The organism is Bariatricus sp. HCP28S3_F11, from assembly GCF_052065395.1.
In the GTDB taxonomy this organism is placed as follows: Bacteria; Bacillota; Clostridia; order Lachnospirales; family Lachnospiraceae; genus Allocoprococcus.
The window spans coordinates 1-18,478 of record NZ_JBQHUC010000022.1 but is presented as its reverse complement, the minus strand read 5'-3'; the positions used below and the strand labels follow the sequence as shown (position 1 = coordinate 18,478).

Sequence of the window (18,478 nt, the reverse complement as noted above, 5' to 3'; positions counted from 1 at the left end):
TGTGAGAACACTTTGCTATCTGCCTTTATTATCCGGCAAGCCCCGTCAAAAGGCAAGGATACAGACAAAAAGAAAAGGCGGAGGGAGGCGCGGCGAAAAGAACGCCGTTCCTCCCTCCGCAGATGGGATATATACCCCTGTCACGATAGATTGGAGAGCTGGGTCAGGATTTTCTTCACGCCCGCCCATAGCTGTTCCTGCCGCTGGGCTATATCCTCCAGGTCAGCGTCATAGACACGCCCGGTCTCATGCACCCGGCGGGTGAGCTGGTTCAAATTGTTGCTACTCCGGCGCAGCAAGGACACCAGCTCCTTCAGCTCCGGCAGGTCCAGCTGCACCACATAACCGTCCAGGGCCATCTTCCGCAGATAGGCTTCCCGGTTCTTCGTCCCAAGTTGGGCCATTTTCTGCTCGATCAGCGCCAGCTCCTCCGGGGAGACCCGGAAATTCACCTGGACATCCCGCTTGCGCTTCGGGGCGCTCACCGCTCCGGCTCCCGTTTCTTCTGGCCCGGAGCTTTGGGGGCTGCCTGTTTCGGTTCCTGCTTCAAATGCTCCCGGACAGAGGGCCGGGGCTGGCGCAGCTCCTTGGAGCGATCCTCGCTGGCCAGGATGGTGGCATAGGTTCCGGGCATCCCTTTCATGCCGGTAAACGCCAGACTGCGAAACGGCAGGAGATTCATCAGCCGGTCATGGTCTTTGCTCCCGGCACGGTTCAAAAACTCCGGGGAAATGCGGGCCATGTAATGGGTTCCGTGGGGGCTGTTCGGCACATCCGGTGCGCGCAGCTCCCGCAAAATCCGTTCCGCCTCGGCCTGGATGTCCTCTGCCGTCAAGGGCTGGCGGCGCAGATGTTCCTCGCGCACCAGATCAATAAACCCATTCAAGACAGCAGGGTGGCTGTTTACTGCATAGCCAACCCGGACGGTATCGGAGTTATAGTTGGGGATGGTCTTGGCCCATTCCTTGTTCCGGGGCGAGTAGCGCCCATCCCAATCCTGGAGCTGGACGGTGTTGGCAAGGACCAGCATGACCCGGTCCATACCATAGGTCTCGATCACGCCCTTTGCGGTATCGTGACTGAGATACATCCCGTCGAAGTGTTCCCGCACCGCCGCTTCAATGGCTTCCTTGCATTGGAGATTTGCGTTGTTTGAGGCCCGGTACTGCTCCAGCTCCCCATGCTCTTTTGCATAGGCAGCCGAGTGAGGATAGACGGCAGCCTTCCGCAGCTCCTCCTGGGTTCTGCACACATCATCGGCCCTGATTTCGATACAGTCCCGAACCACATCCATGTGGTCGGTCTCCACTTTCTCAAAGTAGTGGTACACATCAGCCAGCGGCGTGGGCGAATCCAGCAGCGCCTGGGCCTGGGCATCGGTCAGCTCCAGTTCCTCCATCGCCATCACGATGTCCTCCCGGACAGTGTACGCATAGGCGTGGTTCAGGATCTCTGCCGAGGGCTGGCTTTTCAGCCAGTCCCGGAATTTGTCCTGCTCGGCGGCCATCTTCTCATAGAGGGCCGTATTCAGATCGTTGGGTTTCATGTTATCGCACCTCCTCATGCTGTTTTGGTTTCTTTTCGGGGCTTCGGGGCGGCACCGGGCGCTTCAAGCTGTCCAGCACCGAAGGCCGCGCACTCTTGGCAACCACAGTTTCCGGCTGGGCGTGGCCCTTGCCGTCAATGTTCAGCAGCGTGTCCAGTTCCACCAGACGAGCGGACTTGACTCGCAGATCGTCCTCAAAAGGAAACGGCTTTCCGATTTCCTCTTTGGCTGCGGCTTGCTGCTGGTAAAGGTTGTCCAGCTGGTTTTTCACGGCTTCCAAACGCTGAGGCATCTGAGCCAGTGCATTGTCGATACGGGTGAGGTTTCCGCGCGGGTCTGTGCCGAGGCTTGCCCGGTGGGTCATCTGGCCTTTCAACAGGAGCGTATATTCCTGTTTCCAAGCGGAAAACTCCACGGACATAGTAAAGCCCCGATAGCTGCCGATCTGCACCGGTTCGGAGCCTTTGACCTCCTTACAGGCGTCCAGCAAGGCTGCACCGGCGTTTTCTTTGTCAGTCAGCACATCTCCCCGGATATCCATCCCAGCAAAGCCATCCTCCGGGTGAGGATGGGCGGCCAGGGTCTCCAGGTCCGCTTCAAAGCCTTTGATAAATCCATTGTTGGTTTCGATTTCCTGGGGGAAGTATTTGAGCAACTGATCCTCCAGGCGGTACTGCTTGCTCTGGTGGTCGGCTTTCATCAGCTTCAGGCGGGCAACCTCCACATCCAAATCCATGCGCTCCTTGATACGAGGGTCTCCGGCGCACAGGGCCTTGATCTCGGCAAAGGACAGCGCCGTTTCGTCCACATCATCGCAGCTTCTCACCGGCGATTTGGAAGTCATAATCTGGCTGATGAATTTCTGTTTGTTCTCCACTGTCTGGTCGAGTAGGTCAGCGGTATTACTACCGCTTTCCCCTCTAAGAACCGTGCGTGAGAGTTTCCCCTCACACGGCTCAAGCACTTATAAGCCCTGCGTTAGCAGAACCAGTTCATCAACATTTTCGAGTAATGAAGTTCTCTATGGCAATCAGCATGTAATAAAACATTCTTTTCTTTAAAATCTGCTCCTACTTCCTTATGGATTCGGAATCCCCGTTCCACTGTGATAGGTTCACCACAATGCGGACAAATGCCTTTCTGCATTTTGTACAGTGCATTTAATTTCTTTCTTCCATTGATTTCCCGAAGCATTCTCTTTGTGTCTCTGTCCTCAAAATATTCTGTGAAACACTCGTCAAATGGTGTCGCTTCTGATTTTGTTTTCAGCCACCTTACTATTTTAGTATCAGTAGCATATATCAAATGTAATTCAAATGAGTCTGCCAAATTTACACTGAATGTCCAGTTCCTTGTGCCGACTCTCCTGAAATATTTCTTTGCTATCCATTTGTGGCTTTTCTTCGGATGCCTACGTTTGCACCATCTCCACAGACATCTCCATACATCGAAATCAAACCTGTCAAACGCCTGCGAGGAGACATTATACTTTTGGAAATTTACCCAACCTCTGATGACCGGATTTAACTTTCTTATCAAATCTTCCTGCTTCATAGATGGATTTTGCTTTATAATCCCCCGTATCTTATTCACAATGGCTTTATAGTTCTTTTTGGATGGTTTTGTAAGAAGCTTGTCTTTGTACCACCGTATATTACATCCGAGAAAATCAAAACCATCTTCGATATGGGTAATCACTGTCTTTTCTTCTGACAGTTCCAACCCTCTCTCTGATAAAAATTCCCGGATAATCGGGAGAACACCTGCTTCCAAAAGCTCTCTGCTTTCGCCTGTGACGATGAAATCGTCAGCATAACGTATAAAGTTCACTTTTGGAAAATATGCTTTTCCATCCCTTTTCGTTTTGTGGTATTTCTTCCTAATCTGGATTTCCAGACCATCCAACACCATGTTGCAGATAGTTGGTGAAATAGCCGAACCCTGTGGGCTGCCGAGGTCTGTCGGAAATAATCTTCCGGTCTCAACGTACCCACTCTTTAACCATTTACGCAGAATATCTCTGTCCATTGGGATATGGTTCAGTATCCATTCGTGACTGATATTATCAAAACAGCCTTTAATATCTCCTTCCAGCACCCATTTAGGGGATTTTGCTTTATTCAGACAGGTAAAACACTGTTCGATTGCATCCTGGACACATCTCTTTGCTCTAAATCCATAGGAGTTAGGGTCAGCAGTGACTTCCGCAATCGGTTCCAGTGCAAATTTGTACAATGTCTGCATCGCTCTATCCTTCATACATGGGATACTGAGCGGCCTCATTTTTCCGTTCTTTTTCGGGATATATACCCTCTTTAACGGTAATGGTTTGTAGCCTCTTCGTTTTAAACTGAGAATTGCTTCATATTTCAGTTTGGGAGTAGACCATAAGATTTTGTCTACACCTGCTGTCTTTTTGCCTTTATTACTCGTTACTCTTTTTACAGCTAAAGCACGTCCGTAGAAAGAGTGTGTAAGCAGCCATTGCAAAGACTTTACTTTGCCGGTTCTGCCCTGTTGATGAGCCTTTACGATACGCATTTGCAGTTTTTTAACGTATGCATTCGCTTTGTTCCAGTCGATGCTGTCCCATGCCTTTGCAACGTCAGAAGTCGCACACATTTTCATGTTCATTTGCCTTACTCCTTTCAAAAATTCTATAAACTCTCTCGTAATTAAGCACCATGCGGAATTCTGCTCCCCTTTCGGGTGGGGCAAATTTTGAACCCCTATCCGTCCTCATTACAAGGTCGGCATTCGCTTCCTCCGCACTCCTTTACCCGCATTCCCAACGGCTTCCCTTACGGTCCACTTGCCTTTGCAGGCGAGAATACGGGCTTGACACGTTCCACTTAATCAACAATCATTGATAGTTTAGGTTCCACCTCTACTCCGGCAGTCTTATGTCCGTGTATTCCTATCGTGGAGAGGAATATCCAACTGCACACCTTTTGGTTCAAGCCTGTCAGCTACTTTGGCTTGTTCAGCCTTAACGAAGCTTACGGTGATTCAGTTAATTAACCATGCTATCAGAAAGCCTGCACCCTAACCGCCTTGTAGCTGGCAGTTTTGCTTCTCCCTCACGGGATTTGCTCCAAATAGGGTTCCATTTATATCCGCTTCCGAACAATGCCATTACTGGCAAAGCCGGGGATATTGGCTTCATCCAACGGAATGGATGGTTTGGTCGGAATTACCGCCAAACAGTTAAATTAAGCGACTTCGTGTCGCACCCACAAATAGGCGTCAAAGGTTCCCTCAGTCACATAACGGTACACATGGACAAGAGGGTTCTGGTTGCCCTGGCGCTCAATACGGCCCTTGCGCTGGGCAAGGTCTCCCGGACGCCACGGACAATCCAGGTCATGGAGGGCCACAAGGCGGTCCTGCACATTGGTGCCAGCGCCCATTTTGGAGGTGCTGCCCAGCAGAACACGCACCTGTCCAGTGCGGACCTTGGAAAACAGTTCTTTCTTCTGCACCTCGGTCTTGGCTTCGTGGATAAAAGCAATCTGCTCGGCAGGCATTCCCTGGGCGATGAGCTTTTGCCGGATGTCCTCATAGATGGTAAAGGCAGGCTCCGGCTCATCCAACGGCACAGCCTGTTCCAGCGCATGAAGTGTGGGATTGTCCAGCTGTTTGGCTGCCTTTTTGGAGGGAGCTGCCTGGGGTGTGGAAATGTCGCAGAATACCAGCTGGGTCAGCTTGTCAGCCTCGCCGTCCCGCCAGATCTGCATGATATTACCCACACACTGATTGACCTTGGTTCCGGGTTCATCCGGCAGCAGCTGATTAATGATACGCTGGTCCAGACCCAGCTTGCGGCCATCGCCGGTAATCTTGAGCATATTGTCCTCTGAGGGGTCAACGCTGCCGCTGTGTACTCTGGAGGCACGCTCGGAGAGAACCTGCACCATCTCTTTTTGGTGTTCAGTAGGCTGGGCCACGATGTTGTGGTATTCCACCTCCGGGGTGGGCAAGTTCAGCTGATCGGCGGTCTTGATGTCCGCCACCTCTTTGAACAGGTTCATCAGCTCCGGGAGGTTGAAAAACTTGCTGAATCTCGTTCTTGCCCGGTAGCCGGTGCCTTCCGGTGCCAGCTCCAGCGCCGTGACGGTTTCTCCGAAGCGGCTGGCCCAGCAGTCGAAGTGGGTCATGTTCAGCTCTTGCAAGCGGTCATACTGGAGATACCGCTGCATGGTGTAAAGTTCGGTCATGCTGTTCGATACGGGGGTGCCGGTGGCGAAAATCACACCACGGTTTCCGGTCAGTTCATCCATATAGCGACACTTCGCAAACATATCGCTGGACTTTTGGGCATCGCTGGTGGAGAGACCTGCCACATTCCGCATCTTGGTGTATAAAAACAGGTTTTTATAGTTATGCGCCTCATCAACGAATAGGCGGTCCACACCCAACTGCTCGAATGTTACCACATCGTCCTTGCGGCTCTCGGCCTGCAATTTCTCCAGCCGGGCTTCCAGGGACTTCTTGGTGCGCTCCAACTGCTTGACCGTGAAACGCTCACCGCCGCTGTACTTCACCTCGGCAATGCCCTCGGTGATCTCGTCGATCTGCTCCTGAAGGAGCCGCTCCTGACGCTCTCGGCTGATGGGGATTTTCTCAAACTGGCTATGTCCCATGATGATGGCGTCATAGTCGCCGGTGGCAATGCGGGCGCAGAACTTCTTGCGGTTGTGGGTCTCAAAGTCCTTTTTGGTGGTGACAAGAATGTTGGCGGAGGGATAGAGCCGCAGAAACTCCGACGCCCATTGTTCGGTCAGATGGTTCGGCACCACAAAGAGGGATTTCTGACACAAGCCCAGGCGCTTACTCTCCATGGCGGCAGCCACCATTTCAAAGGTTTTGCCAGCGCCTACCTCGTGTGCCAGCAGCGTATTGCCGCCGTACAGCACATGAGCGATAGCACCCAGCTGGTGATCCCGCAGGGTAATGGACGGGTTCATACCTCCGAATGTGATGTGGGACCCGTCGTATTCACGGGGCCGGGTGGAGTTCATTTCTTCATTGTACTGGCGCACCAGGGTCTGGCGGCGATCCGGGTCTTTCCAAATCCAGTCCTTAAAAGCATCCCGGATGGCCTGCTGTTTTTGTGCTGCCAGCGTGGTTTCTTTGGCGTTCAGGACACGCCGTTCCTTGCCGTCCGCATCCTCCACGGTGTCGTAGATACGGACATCCCGCAAGTTCAAGGAATCCTCCAGAATCTTGTAGGCGTTGGCACGGCTGGTTCCGTAGGTGGTATAGGCTGCCACATTGTTCTGGCTTACGGAGCTTTTGCCTGTGACCTGCCACTCGGCGGTATAGGAGGCGTAATTGACCTGGATGGCGCGCTGGAGATAGTACGGGGTGTTGAAGGTCTCATACATAAACTGCTGGATGTACTCTTTGTCGATCCAGGTAGCGCCCAGGCGCACCTCGATCTCCGAAGCGTCCAGGTCTTTGGGCTGGGCTGCGGTAAGAGCCTCCACATTGACTGCAAAGGAAGGGTCCTGCTGTGCTGCCCGCTGTGCCTGACGCAGCTTGCGCCGCACATTGCCGGACAGGTATTCGTCGGCTGTTACATAATGGGCAGTGCCGTCTTTCTCCACCTGTCCCGGTACACGGAAGATCACGCCTTGCAGCTCGGCGGCCAGTTCGTCGCCGGTCTTGCCGGTCAGCTCCGCCATATACGCCATATCGACACAGGCTTTTTCGGAAATTGATACGGCCAGAGCTTCACTTGCGGTATCCACAGTGTCCACCGCCTTGTGGGGCTTGATGGTGCGCTTGGTGAACATATCCGCCTTACGCTCCAGCTTGCCGTCCTCGTCAATGACTTCCAGCGCGCAGAGCAGATAGTAGCTGGAATCATCAGCAAAGGCCAGCCGGTTCGCCCGGTCATTGATAAGGCCATATTTTGCAGAGAAGCTGTCATAGAGCCGGTTCAGTTCGGCCTGTTTATCCTGGATGGCGCTGTCCGGTGTGGCGGCGTCCATTTGCAGATCAATGAGCTGCTGGACACATTCCCGCAGCCCCACCAGCCCTTTCACACGGGCCTCAGCGGTGGCGTTCAGGTCAGGCCGCACCATACGGCTATTTTCACGGTAGTACACATCACCGTCCACAACGGTGTAGGAGTAGTTTTTCACATTGGGGTCAGCAGGGATAGAAGTGTCGATGGCTTCGCCCTCGCCCAGCTCCGGCAGCTCGGCCTCCTGGTAAGTGCCGCGAATGTACTTCACGGCATCATGCAGCTGATCGGCCAGCTCCAGCCCCTCAATGGGATTCACGGTGTAGTCCATACCATGGGCGGTGCTTTCCGGTTCCTGTCGACCCAGCACCATTTCCGGGTGGTCCAGGAAATAGCGGTTGATGGCAAAGCCGTCCTCGGTCTGGCCGGTCTGCGTCCACTCCGGCACAATATCCAGCGGGCGATCCCGCTTTTGCAGGAAAATGATGTCCGAAACGACCTCGGCACCGGCGTTCTTTTTGAAAGCGTCATTGGGCAGACGGATGGCTCCCAGCAGCTCGGCGCGCTGAGCAAGATACCGGCGCACGATGGAATCCTTGGAATCCATCGTATAGCGGCTGGTGACAAAAGCCACCACGCCGCCGGGACGCACCTGGTCCAGCGCCTTGGCGAAAAAGTAGTTGTGAATGCTGAAATTCAGCTTGTCATAGGCTTTATCCCGAACCTGATACTGGCCAAACGGAACATTGCCCACCGCCAGATCGTAGAAATCCCGCCTGTCGGTGGTCTCAAATCCGGCCACGGTGATGTGCGCTTGGGGATAAAGCTGCCGAGCAATCCGCCCGCTGATGGAATCCAGCTCCACGCCATACAGACGGCTGTTTTGCATTTCCTCCGGCAGCATACCGAAGAAGTTGCCCACACCGCAGGACGGCTCCAGGATGTTGCCAGTCTCAAATCCCATGCGGCCCACGGCTTCATAGATGGCTCGGATCACCGTGGGGCTGGTGTAGTGGGCGTTGAGGGTAGACCCTTTGACGGCAGCGTATTCCTCCGGGGTCAGCAGCTCCTTCAGCTGGGCATATTCCTTGCACCAGCTTTCCTTGTCAGGGTCAAAAGCATCCGCCAACCCGCCCCAGCCCACATACCGGGAGAGGACTTGCTGCTGCTCCGGCGTTGCCTGCCCGGTGGTTCCCTCCAGGTATTTCAGCAGCTTGATCGCCTCGATGTTGGCCTGGAACTTAGCCTTGGGACCGCCTTCGCCCAGGTGATCGTCCGTGATACGGAAATTCTCGGCGGTGCGGCGCAGGTTCTCCTTGTACTCCCCATAAGCGGCTTCCTCGGCAGCCCTGGCATTGGGGAAGGTCTGCCACTCGCCATTGACCTGGATGGAAATGGGATGTTCGTCCAGCACTTCATCCAGGGTCTTTTCCGGTTCGATGGCAGGTGCGGGAGGCTCCGGTTCATCGGTCCGCAGGGTCTGAACCACCACATCATAGGGCAGATGGTTCTTGTCGCCCGGATAGACAGCCACCGTCTCGGCGTGATAAGCCGGGGTTTCGGCAGCCGGTTCCGGGCGTTCCTGTCCAAAACCGTCCAGCTGACGGGCATACAGCCCGCGCAGCAAAGGCGCAACTTCGTCCCAGCGGAAAAACAGCATGGCCAGCCGCTTTTCCTCTGCGTCCAGCACTTCCAGCTCGATACCTTCAGGCATTGTGCGGTAGTCGGCGGTGTCGCCGGTCTCCAGCTCCATCGTTTCCACAATGTTGGGATAGGCCCGGCTCAGCCACAGGGCAACCTCCCGGTTGCTCTTGCCGTTGTGCAGCAGCTGGGAAAGCTCCGCCTTGTCCGCCTCACCGATCAGGCCATGTGCCAGCACATCCCGCAGGTCCTGGTCCACCGCATCCGGGTTTGCCGGAAGAAACTCGGTATAGAAGTCGTTGCGGTTATCTGCCCGAAGAAGCTGCTCAAACTGTTCCTGACGCTCGGCCCGGTAGATGGGATAGCTCATGCCCGTGGGCAGCAGCTCCACCGTGTCATCCCGCAGCTCTGTGATCTGGTGAGCGCGGTCATCCAGATAGACAATATCCCCCACATGGTAGGGAGGGACTGTTGGATCATAAGAAGTCCGCTCCCTGACCGTGCCACGGGCCGCAGCATATTCCTTGTCTGATACAGGAACACGCGAATTGCCGGAGGAAGGCTGTTCCGGCTGGTCTGCTTGGGCGGTCTCCCTGGATATGGCCTCCACATCCCGCATGACCTGCTGAACAAAGGGATCGTTGTCCAGCTTTTCCGGGTCCACCACATGACCATCCACAATGCCGCGTTGGGCCAGGGTCTCCCGGATGGCGATGGGGTCCACATCGTCCAGATTGTCCTGCTCGACCTGGGTATAGAAGCGATCCTCCTTAATAAGCTGGGCGATCCGGCGCTGCACCTTGGGCCAGGGAAGCGCCGTTCCTTCGGGGCTTTCCGGGCGTACTGCAAACGGGGTCTTACCGTCGCCGCCGTCAAATTCACGAGCCAGCCATGCAGCGGTGTCTTTTTCCCGTGCATGGTCTTTCATGTAGCGGACAACGGCGTGTTTGCTCTCAATCTTACCATTCCAGTCCTGGATAGCCCGGTCAATGTCATTGTCCGAGAGAGGACGCAGCAGCTCATGGAGCTTGGGATAGGTTTCGTCTGCCACTTCCCGGTGCAGCCGCTGGCGAAATTCCGGCACATCAGAGAACAGGCGGATCAGCTCTATATCGTGGGAATCAAGAATGGCGCGGCGCACAGCAGCATTACACTCGATCATAGCGTTTTCATAATCACTGTGACCGCAGGCGTTCCGGTATCTGATGTCCTGGGTAACGGCCTCCAGCACGATGGGCTTGTATCGCTCATGCAGCTCCCGGAGGGTGGGAATGGGCTGCTCCGGCACATCCTCCCGCAGAACATCGGCAGGTTCCGTGTCGGGCGGCTGGGCTTGCAGGGCATCTTCTTCGGCCAGAGCCTTTTCCGCCTGGATTTTGTCGAACTCCTCCTGTTCCTGTTCGGTGAGATAGCGGCCCTTCTGAATCAGATTGGTGATCCGCTTGGCAACCTTCTCCCATGTGAAATGCACATCCGGGCAGCCGCCTTTTTTGTAGTGCAGGCCCTTTCCGTCATGATCTTCCCAGCTGCCCCCAGCGCCTGACAGGGCATGGGAGTGGCCCCCAATGCCGTACTCGTGTCGGAGGAAATCCACCTTTTCTTTATCGGTGTGGGAATTTTGGAAATAGGCAAAAATGCGGCCTTTGCCACCAGAAACACCGCTTCCTCTGGTCATGGCGGCGTCGATCTCGTCCTCGGTGATAAACTGCTTGACCGTAGGTACTTCCGTCATCTGAGAGGTAAAGGCGGTGCGGGGCAGGGACAGATCTTTCAGGTTTCCCCAAATCTCCTTTGGCTTGTGGTAGTGGAACCGCAGCAAGTCCCGGTCCTGCTGATAGGCCGTCCAGAATGCTGCATATTCTTCTGCAAGGGTCTGGCGGAACTCCGGGCTTTTCAGCTGCTCGGTAAGCCACGCGGATTCTTCCGGGAAACCGCGCCCTGGATTGTTGGCAAGGCTGGGCAGATACCCGGATTCTCTGGCTTCATCGCTGAAATCGTGATACAGATTCCAGAACTTTTCCGCAAGGAGGGAACGTTCATAGCCCTCGGCCTCGGACAGCTCTACATTGGTGGCAAACTGGCCGGTCTGCAAAAGCTGGCCGATACGCTCGGCGGCGCTCTCCCAGGAAATGACCTGGGCGGACTTGTCATAACGGGCAGACTTTCCGTGAGACAGGTGGATGCCGTCCTCGGCATACCATGCGGTAATGCTGCCAATCCCGTTGCCGCCGGTATAGAGGTTTTGCAGATAGGCTGCGATCTCGGCGGTGGACTTCTGCTTTTCAAAAGCTGCCACAATGCGTTCACGCTGCCGGTCCGTGTTGCCTCCCAGCCGCAGCACATGGTCGATGTCGGTCTGGGCAAAAGAAAAAGCAGAGGATGTTTGCACATTCTCTGCTTCGTCTATTCTTTGGATTTGTTCCGCTTCGGAGAGGAACAGGTTTAAGGTCAGCTGTTGATAAGCTCCGCCATCAGAATCTCCTCGGCCTGGGCCTTGCAGGTGTTCATCAGGCCCACCCAGCGCATCGGATCGCGGGCTTTCAGCTCCTCCGTCGCGCCCGCCGACTCCGCCAGCTGGGGCATCATCTGCTCCAGACGGCTGTTCGCCGTCTCGTCGATCTCGATGAGGTGCGGGTACAGCTTCTCGGTTAGCAGCAGCTGGTTGTAGATCAGGGGCCGGTGTTCCTTCAGGTACGCTTTCCGCATCCTGCCGTACTTGCCCAGGGGCTTCTCCGGCTGTTCGCTCAGGCTCAGGTCGGGAATCAGGTAATCGCCGTTCCTCGTGTAAGTCAGGTTGTTCTCCATGTGTAACGCTCCTTTCCGCGAGTTGTTCGCGCTCATAGTTCTGGATGGTGACGCCGATCTGCCGCAGCACCTGCTGGTTCACCTGGCTGACCGCTGCGCCCAACGCCCCAACCGTGGCCGGGGTATTGAAATCGAAAATCGGCATGAAGTCCTCATGCTGGAAGTATTGTTCCGTATCCAGCCCACAACGGGACATCAGGGCGTAGGCGATGCTGACGGTGGCGGCAGACTTAAATTGGACTTCGATGTTGAGTTCATCGTACTCCTCCAGGAACGAACCGTCAACGATGTAGTGGAAGTCCTGCTGATGCTCGTCCCAATACTCACTCGCCAGCTTTCCGGCCACATCAATAAGCTGCTGGGCAAGATCGTCACCAGCAACGCCGTAGTTGCACTCCAGCATGGCCGACACAGGCCCAATGTGTTGTTCCTCCAGCTGCCACAGCCAGGGGGTGCGGGAATGTTCACGGGTGCCGGTGTCGGAAATATCAAACACATAGCGCAGCCGGGGCTTGTCGCCGGAATCATCCACCAGGGCGATCCCCTTGGAGCCACGGCGCACATACCGGCCCATTTTTTCATTCCATAAATCATACTCGGCGCAGGCGGTGGCGTCCGGGCGCTGGGCATAAATCATCATCTGTTCATGGAACGGATATTTGTAGAGGCGGGCGGCGGTAGTGAGAAAGGCCGTCCATTCCTGCCAGCTGCCCACAAGCCGGGTCGATACCTGTTCGGCCATCTGCCGGTAAAATTCAGCTTTGGATGGCATGGTTTTCTGTCCTCCCTTCATGTTAAATAGAAACGGGGCGGCACATCAGGCCGCCCCGCTGGGTCTTGGTGTGGTTCTTACTCGTCGAAGTCCGGGTACAGCTCCAGCTGGGCAAACTCGGCGTCGCTCATGGCCTGGAGCTTGCCCAAGGCACTGTCGGTCAGCTCCCGCAGCTCGGCTTCCTCCGGCGAAAGCTCACCACGCATCTCCGTCAGAGCGGCGATCAGCCCGGTGCGGCTGCCGGTGTTGTAGATACAAAGCAGGTTCGTTTCCTCAAAAGTGAAGTTTCCCATATCAAATCTCCCTTTCCGCGCTCTTTTTGGGCGCTGTCTTTTTGTATTCCGCTTTGGGCTGGCTTTTCAGCTGCTCCATGACGGACTTTTTCTTTTCCCGGTCCTCCCGGTGGGCGGCGGCAGCCAAATCCATGAGGGAAATCGGCTGGCCGCTGCGGGCCTGCTGTTCCAGCTGGGCCACCGTCGGCTCCTTGGGGCCGTTGTTGATGATACCGTCGATCATGCCATAGTCATCCTCCAACATCATCTCCGCATTTTTCAGCGGATTGTCCGGCAGGAATCCGGGAACCTGCTGAAAGCCGAAGCTGTCGCAGTAATGACAGGATACCTTGCCGTCCCGCTTGATGGCAACGATGTCGCTTACGCTCATGGACGGATGGCCGTAATCGGCGGGATGTTCATTGTTGAAACGGTAAAAGAGCTGTTCGGTGGTATCGCCTTTCAGGTCAGAGGGCAGCAGCGGAGCAGTGTAAACCAGCTCATAGTTATCCCGCTGCACCGTCCGCCCGATGGACTGGAGCCATTCCAGGCCCTCGTAGCGGATGTCCCGCAGCTCGTCGGTGTGCTTCACCTGATAAATGGCGAAGCAGTCCCCCTTGTGGTAGAGAAACGCCTGCTCCCGTTCCTCCTGGTGGTCCATGCGGTCCTTGACCAGCTTATCAAACTCCGGGCTTTCCTCCCATTCCTCGCGGGGCAGGGCGAAGATACCGTCATGAGCGTCCAGGTCGGCGGTATCAAAGGCCATCACCGGATTTTCGCCCTCCTGGATGATATAAACGGTCAGGTCACGCTCCATCAGCTCATAAGCCCGCTCTTTGGAGAGGGGCAGAAGGTCGCTGTCCAGGCAGCCGCATTTCTCCAGATCGTCCTGGGTCAGCACCGGGTCCGGCATGGGATACTCGTCCAACGCCTGTTCCTGGGCATCCGGCAGCTGGGCGGCTGCGGTTTCTGTGGTCTGCTGGCTGACCTGTTCCTGCATCTGCTGGGAGGCCGCCTCCTGCAAAGTTTCGATCATGGACAGCGAGGCATACTTGATGGACTTGCTGCCCATCCCCAGGTCCTCGCAGATATGGCTGACTGCTGCGGAACGGCCCATGTCGGTCCCATCCAGCTGGCCGCCGTCCAGCTGCTTCATAGTTTCCACATCGTAGAGCGTGTAGTCCCAGCCGGTGTCGCAGGGCTGAACATGAAGATAGGTGGTATCGTCCAGCACCAGCAGGGCCTCCCGGTACTCGGCGCTGGGCTGGGATACTTCTTCCGCAGGGGCTTTTTCCTCCACAGCCTGCTGGGGTGCCTGCTCCGGCTCCGGGGCGGCAGTCAGGTCGATGCCGCGCTCCTTGCAGATTTCCTTGTAGTTGCGCTCGATGTCGTTAATCAGCTCGCAGGAAGTCTTGTTGATGGTCTCCAGACTGGCCCGCAGCTCCTTCAGCTCCTTGTCCTTGGACCAGGAAGCGATGTAGCCGAAGCTGTTCTCGCCAGTCTGTATGCCGAAATACTGGCAGACCGCATAGGAAATGCTCTCGGCCTCCACTTCCTCGGTGTTGCGGTTCTTGGCGGCCTGTTTCACCGCCGTCAGATCTTCCTCTACCTCCAGCCGCCACTCAAACTGATTTTCGTCCACATACCGCCAGCCTTCCTCGGCGGCGGCCTGCTCTGCCTCCGCTTCGGTGGCAAAATCCTGTCGGAAGTCATGCTTGGTGCCGCCCTCACTCACCATCACGATCTTCCAGGTCGGCTCCGCCTCATACTTTTTGGGGTCATGGAGCTTGCTGTGCGCGGTCTCATGGACGGCGGCGGAAATGGTCTGCACCTCGCTCATGCCTTCCCGGAGGGCGATCCGCTGCTGCTCGGAGGAAAAATAGCCGTCCATGTTCTCAGCCATCGGCTCAAACTCGATGGGAACCGGGGCGGAGCGCCGCACCGCCTCCAGAAACGCCTCATAGTGCGGCACCGTCCCGGACAGGCTGGAGGCCAGCTCCGGCAGGGGCTTTCCGTCCGTCTGCGAAACATCGAACACTTTGACCGGGCGGAACATGGGGATTTCAATTTCCTTTTCCTCCATGACCGCCTTGCCATCCGCGTCCAGGATGGGGGCATGGGTGTCCGGGTCGCGCTTCATTTCCTCGATCTTCTTTTTGTAGGGCGTAGGGGCGATGATGGTAATGCCATGCTCACCCTTTTTCACATGGCGTTCAAACTGGTTTTTCCACTTGTTGAACCCGGCCACCAGGGTGGCGTCCGGGCGCTGCATATAGATGAGCATGGTGTTGTTGACGGAGTAGCGGTGGAACTTGGACATAACGGACAGGTAGCGCATATACTTCTCGCTCTCGAACAGCTCCTTGATACCCTGTTCAATGCCCGCCGTGATTTCCTGCAACCGCTCCCGGTTGGTGGGCTTATCAGCCATGATTTTCACTCTCCTTTCCAAATTGGCGATTTCTGATTGATGTTCGGCAATCCACAGTCTTTGTTCATCAGGGGTATCCTCCAGGAAAAAATCCAGCAGATAGCCCACATAGTCTTTTTTCTGGATTGCCTCCATGAATCGGGGATGTGGATTTTCCTCCGGTGTTTTGGGTGTGTAGTCCGTTTCCCACTTGCGGAGCAAATGAAAGTAGTCAGCCAGGACACGAAAGGCATGGTCCCGATCCTCTTTGAACTTCTGTGCCTCGGTTTTCTGCCGGACATAGCGCCTCCGGGGAGGGGCCTGACTGTCATAAGCCAAGCCAAAATCCTGGGCCAGCTTCTCGGCGGCCTCTTTGGGGGACAGATTGTAGAGCCGTGCGGTGAAGTCGATCACATCGCCGGTGGCTCCGCAGCCAAAGCAGTAGAAATATTCCTCGTTCAGCTTCATGCTGGGATTTTTGTCATCGTGGAACGGGCAACAGGCCATACCGCTCCGATTGACCTCGATCCCGTACATCTGCGCCGCTTCCCGGACGGTGATGGACTGCTTGACGGCTTCAAAGACGCTCTCGGCCATGCTTACTCGCTGCCCTTCTTGGGGGTGGGCGGCCTGTACCCGGCAGCCTTGGCCCGTTCACTGGCCGCCTTGCGGCGCTCGTCGCTGTACGGCTCCCGGACGGACACGCAGCGTTTGGGGACCGTGAAAGTCTGCCGGTCCTTTTTCACGATCTGGTCCGGGTATTTTTCCGCCAGCCGCCGCAGCTTCTCCAGCAGCCGGGGGTCATTGGTATAGACCTCGGCGGCGGCCTCGGCCTGGTTGTAGAGGATGATGGTTTCCTGTTCATAGAGGGAGAGCTTCATCGTTTGCCGCCTTTCTGCCGGTCAAAGGCCAGCTTGAAATTGGCGTACTTCCCATCGTCCTCCAGCACCACGGTGGCGTCGTAGGTCTTGCCGGTTTTCTCGGAGTACAGGCCGGTCACATGGGCGCGGCCATCTTTGAGCAGCGCCGTCACGACGGCCTTGGTGGGCTGCTTGCGCTTCAGCTCCCACCACTTGTTGTTTTTCCAGATAGCAAATTTGCAGCCCTCGTTCTGGCAGAAGAACCCCTTTTGCAGCTCCGCCACATCGCCACCGCAGCGGGGGCATTTGCCCACCACCACGCGGGGCGGGGTGAACAAATACTCGGTTCCCTTGATGACCTGATAGGTCCTCACCAGCTCCTGGAGCATGGTGCTGATCCTGGCCATGAAGTCCTCCGGGGCCAGCTCTCCGCGCTCGATCTCTCCCAGCCGGTACTCCCATTCAGCGGTCAGCAGGGGCGATTGCAGCTGCTCCGGCAGCACGGTGATAAGGGACACCGCATCATGGGACGGCAGAAGCTGCACGGTTTTCTTGCTCTTTTTGCGTTCCAGAAAGCCGGTGGACACCAGCTTTTCCAGGATACCGGCGCGGGTGGCCGGGGTCCCCAGCCCCTTGCGCTCGGCATTGTCCGGCATATCGTCCTTCCCAGCAGTCTCCATCGCAGAAAGCAGCGTATCCTCGGTGAAGTGCTTGGGCGGGGTGGTCTTGCCCTCCTTGACGGCAGCACCAGAAAGGGGCAGCGTCTGACCTTCAGACAGCTCCGGCAGAGCCTTGTCCTCGGTTTCCGGCTCCACATTTTTCAGCCCTGCGCGGTATGCAGCGTCCAGCGCCCGCCAGCCGTGATCTTTCACCGTGCGGCCTTTGGCGGTAAACTCCGCACCGGCGCACTCCACAACAACGGCGGTTTCCGCAAAAATATAGGGTTGAGCCACAGCGCACAGCAACCGCAGGGCCACCAGCTCCAGCACCGCCTTTTCGCCAACTGGCAAGCTGGACAGGTCCGCGCCCTGGAGGTTGCGGGTGGGGATCACCGCATGGTGGTCGGTCACTTTCTTGTCGTTGATGACCTGTGCCGCATTGCAGGCAAGCTCCATACCAGCGGCAAAGGGCAGCGCCCCAGCGGTAAGCCGGACCAGCTCCGGCAGACTTGCTGCCATATCCGAAGTCAGGTAACGGCTGTCCGTCCGAGGATAGGTGCAGAGCTTCTTTTCATAGAGGTTCTGCAAATAGTCCAGGGTTTGCTGGGCTGTGAACCCCAGCAGCCGGTTGGCGTCCCGCTGGAGGGTGGTCAGGTCATAGAGGGCGGGCGGCTTCTCGGATTTGTCCTTGCGCTCCACCTTTTTCACCGTAGCAGCCGCATCCTGGCAGGCCGTTTTCAGCTGCTGGGCGGTGCCCTTGTCCGCCATGCGTTCCCCTGAAACAGAGAAACCGGGCAGCTCCAGCGTCACCGTGTAAAACGGCACCGGCTTAAAGGTGTCGATCTCGGCCTCCCGCTGGACAATGAGGGCCAGTGTTGGGGACATGACGCGCCCGATGTTGAGGGTCCGGTGGTACAGCACGGAAAACAGCCGGGTGGCGTTGATCCCCACCAGCCAGTCCGCCTTGGCACGGCAGAGGGCCGCATCCCGTAAGCCGTCATAGTCCGCACCGGGGCGCAGGTTTGCAAAGCCCTCCCGGATGGCGGAATCCTCCATCGAGGAAATCCAGAGCCGCTTCATAGGCTTCTGGCAGCCCGCCAGCTCGTAGACGCTGCGGAAGATCAGCTCCCCCTCGCGTCCGGCGTCGCAGGCGTTTACCACTTCGGTCACATCCGGGGCGTTCATCAGCTGTTTCAGCACATCAAACTGTTTCTTCTTGTCCTTGCTCACCACCATCTGCCAGGGTTCCGGCAGAATGGGCAGATCGTCATAGCGCCACTTGGCGTAGTCCGGGTTATAAGCGTCGGCGTCGGCCAGCCCAGCCAGGTGGCCCACACACCAGCTGACCCGCCAGCCGCCGCCCTCCAGGTAGCCGTCCTTGCGGGCGGTGGCCCCGATCACGGCGGCCAGACTTTGGGCAACGGACGGTTTTGTTGGACAGCGAATTGAGGGAGACGCAAACGACAAATTATTTTTCCGTCCTTTAAAGAATCGACCGCGCAGTCTGGGAGCTAATGGCAGATTGACAGCGATAATACGGCA

Annotated in this window: 7 protein-coding genes and 2 pseudogenes; all 9 read right to left on the bottom strand. The window is 56.4% G+C overall.

Going from position 1 to position 18,478, the window contains the following annotated elements; translation table 11 throughout:
* Positions 1 to 140: 140 nt before the first annotated feature.
* The 9 genes and pseudogenes from ACTNBR_RS10770 to ACTNBR_RS10730 all read right to left on the bottom strand — a co-directional run bounded on the left by ACTNBR_RS10770 (position 141) and on the right by ACTNBR_RS10730 (position 18,382).
* Complete coding sequence (locus tag ACTNBR_RS10770) at positions 141 to 485, bottom strand: plasmid mobilization protein (RefSeq protein WP_441018290.1); 345 nt, start codon at positions 483 to 485, stop codon at positions 141 to 143.
* Positions 486 to 844: 359 nt separating this feature from the next.
* Positions 845 to 1,546: pseudogene (locus ACTNBR_RS10765) on the bottom strand (DUF3849 domain-containing protein); the annotation flags it as partial.
* Position 1,547: 1 nt separating this feature from the next.
* Positions 1,548 to 2,429, bottom strand: a pseudogene (locus ACTNBR_RS10760) (SNF2-related protein); the annotation flags it as partial.
* 95 nt (positions 2,430 to 2,524) lie between these two features.
* Entirely contained in the window at positions 2,525 to 4,180 is a 1,656-nt protein-coding gene (ltrA, locus tag ACTNBR_RS10755) for a group II intron reverse transcriptase/maturase (protein WP_441018292.1), read from the bottom strand.
* A gap of 578 nt (positions 4,181 to 4,758) precedes the next feature.
* Positions 4,759 to 12,735: an SNF2-related protein gene (locus ACTNBR_RS10750; RefSeq protein WP_441018294.1), complete on the bottom strand. Its 7,977-nt coding sequence runs from the start codon at positions 12,733 to 12,735 to the stop codon at positions 4,759 to 4,761.
* A gap of 77 nt (positions 12,736 to 12,812) precedes the next feature.
* Positions 12,813 to 13,028, bottom strand: coding sequence for a transposon-transfer assisting family protein (locus ACTNBR_RS10745; RefSeq protein ID WP_441018296.1), 216 nt, complete (start codon positions 13,026 to 13,028; stop codon positions 12,813 to 12,815).
* Position 13,029: 1 nt separating this feature from the next.
* Complete coding sequence (locus tag ACTNBR_RS10740) at positions 13,030 to 16,014, bottom strand: LPD16 domain-containing protein (RefSeq protein WP_441018298.1); 2,985 nt, start codon at positions 16,012 to 16,014, stop codon at positions 13,030 to 13,032.
* 2 nt (positions 16,015 to 16,016) lie between these two features.
* Positions 16,017 to 16,298, bottom strand: coding sequence for an immunoglobulin (locus tag ACTNBR_RS10735; RefSeq protein ID WP_441018300.1), 282 nt, complete (start codon positions 16,296 to 16,298; stop codon positions 16,017 to 16,019).
* Positions 16,295 to 18,382, bottom strand: coding sequence for a DNA topoisomerase 3 (locus ACTNBR_RS10730; protein ID WP_441018304.1), 2,088 nt, complete (start codon positions 18,380 to 18,382; stop codon positions 16,295 to 16,297). Before ACTNBR_RS10730 ends, ACTNBR_RS10735 begins: the two co-directional genes overlap by 4 nt.
* Positions 18,383 to 18,478: the final 96 nt, after the last annotated feature.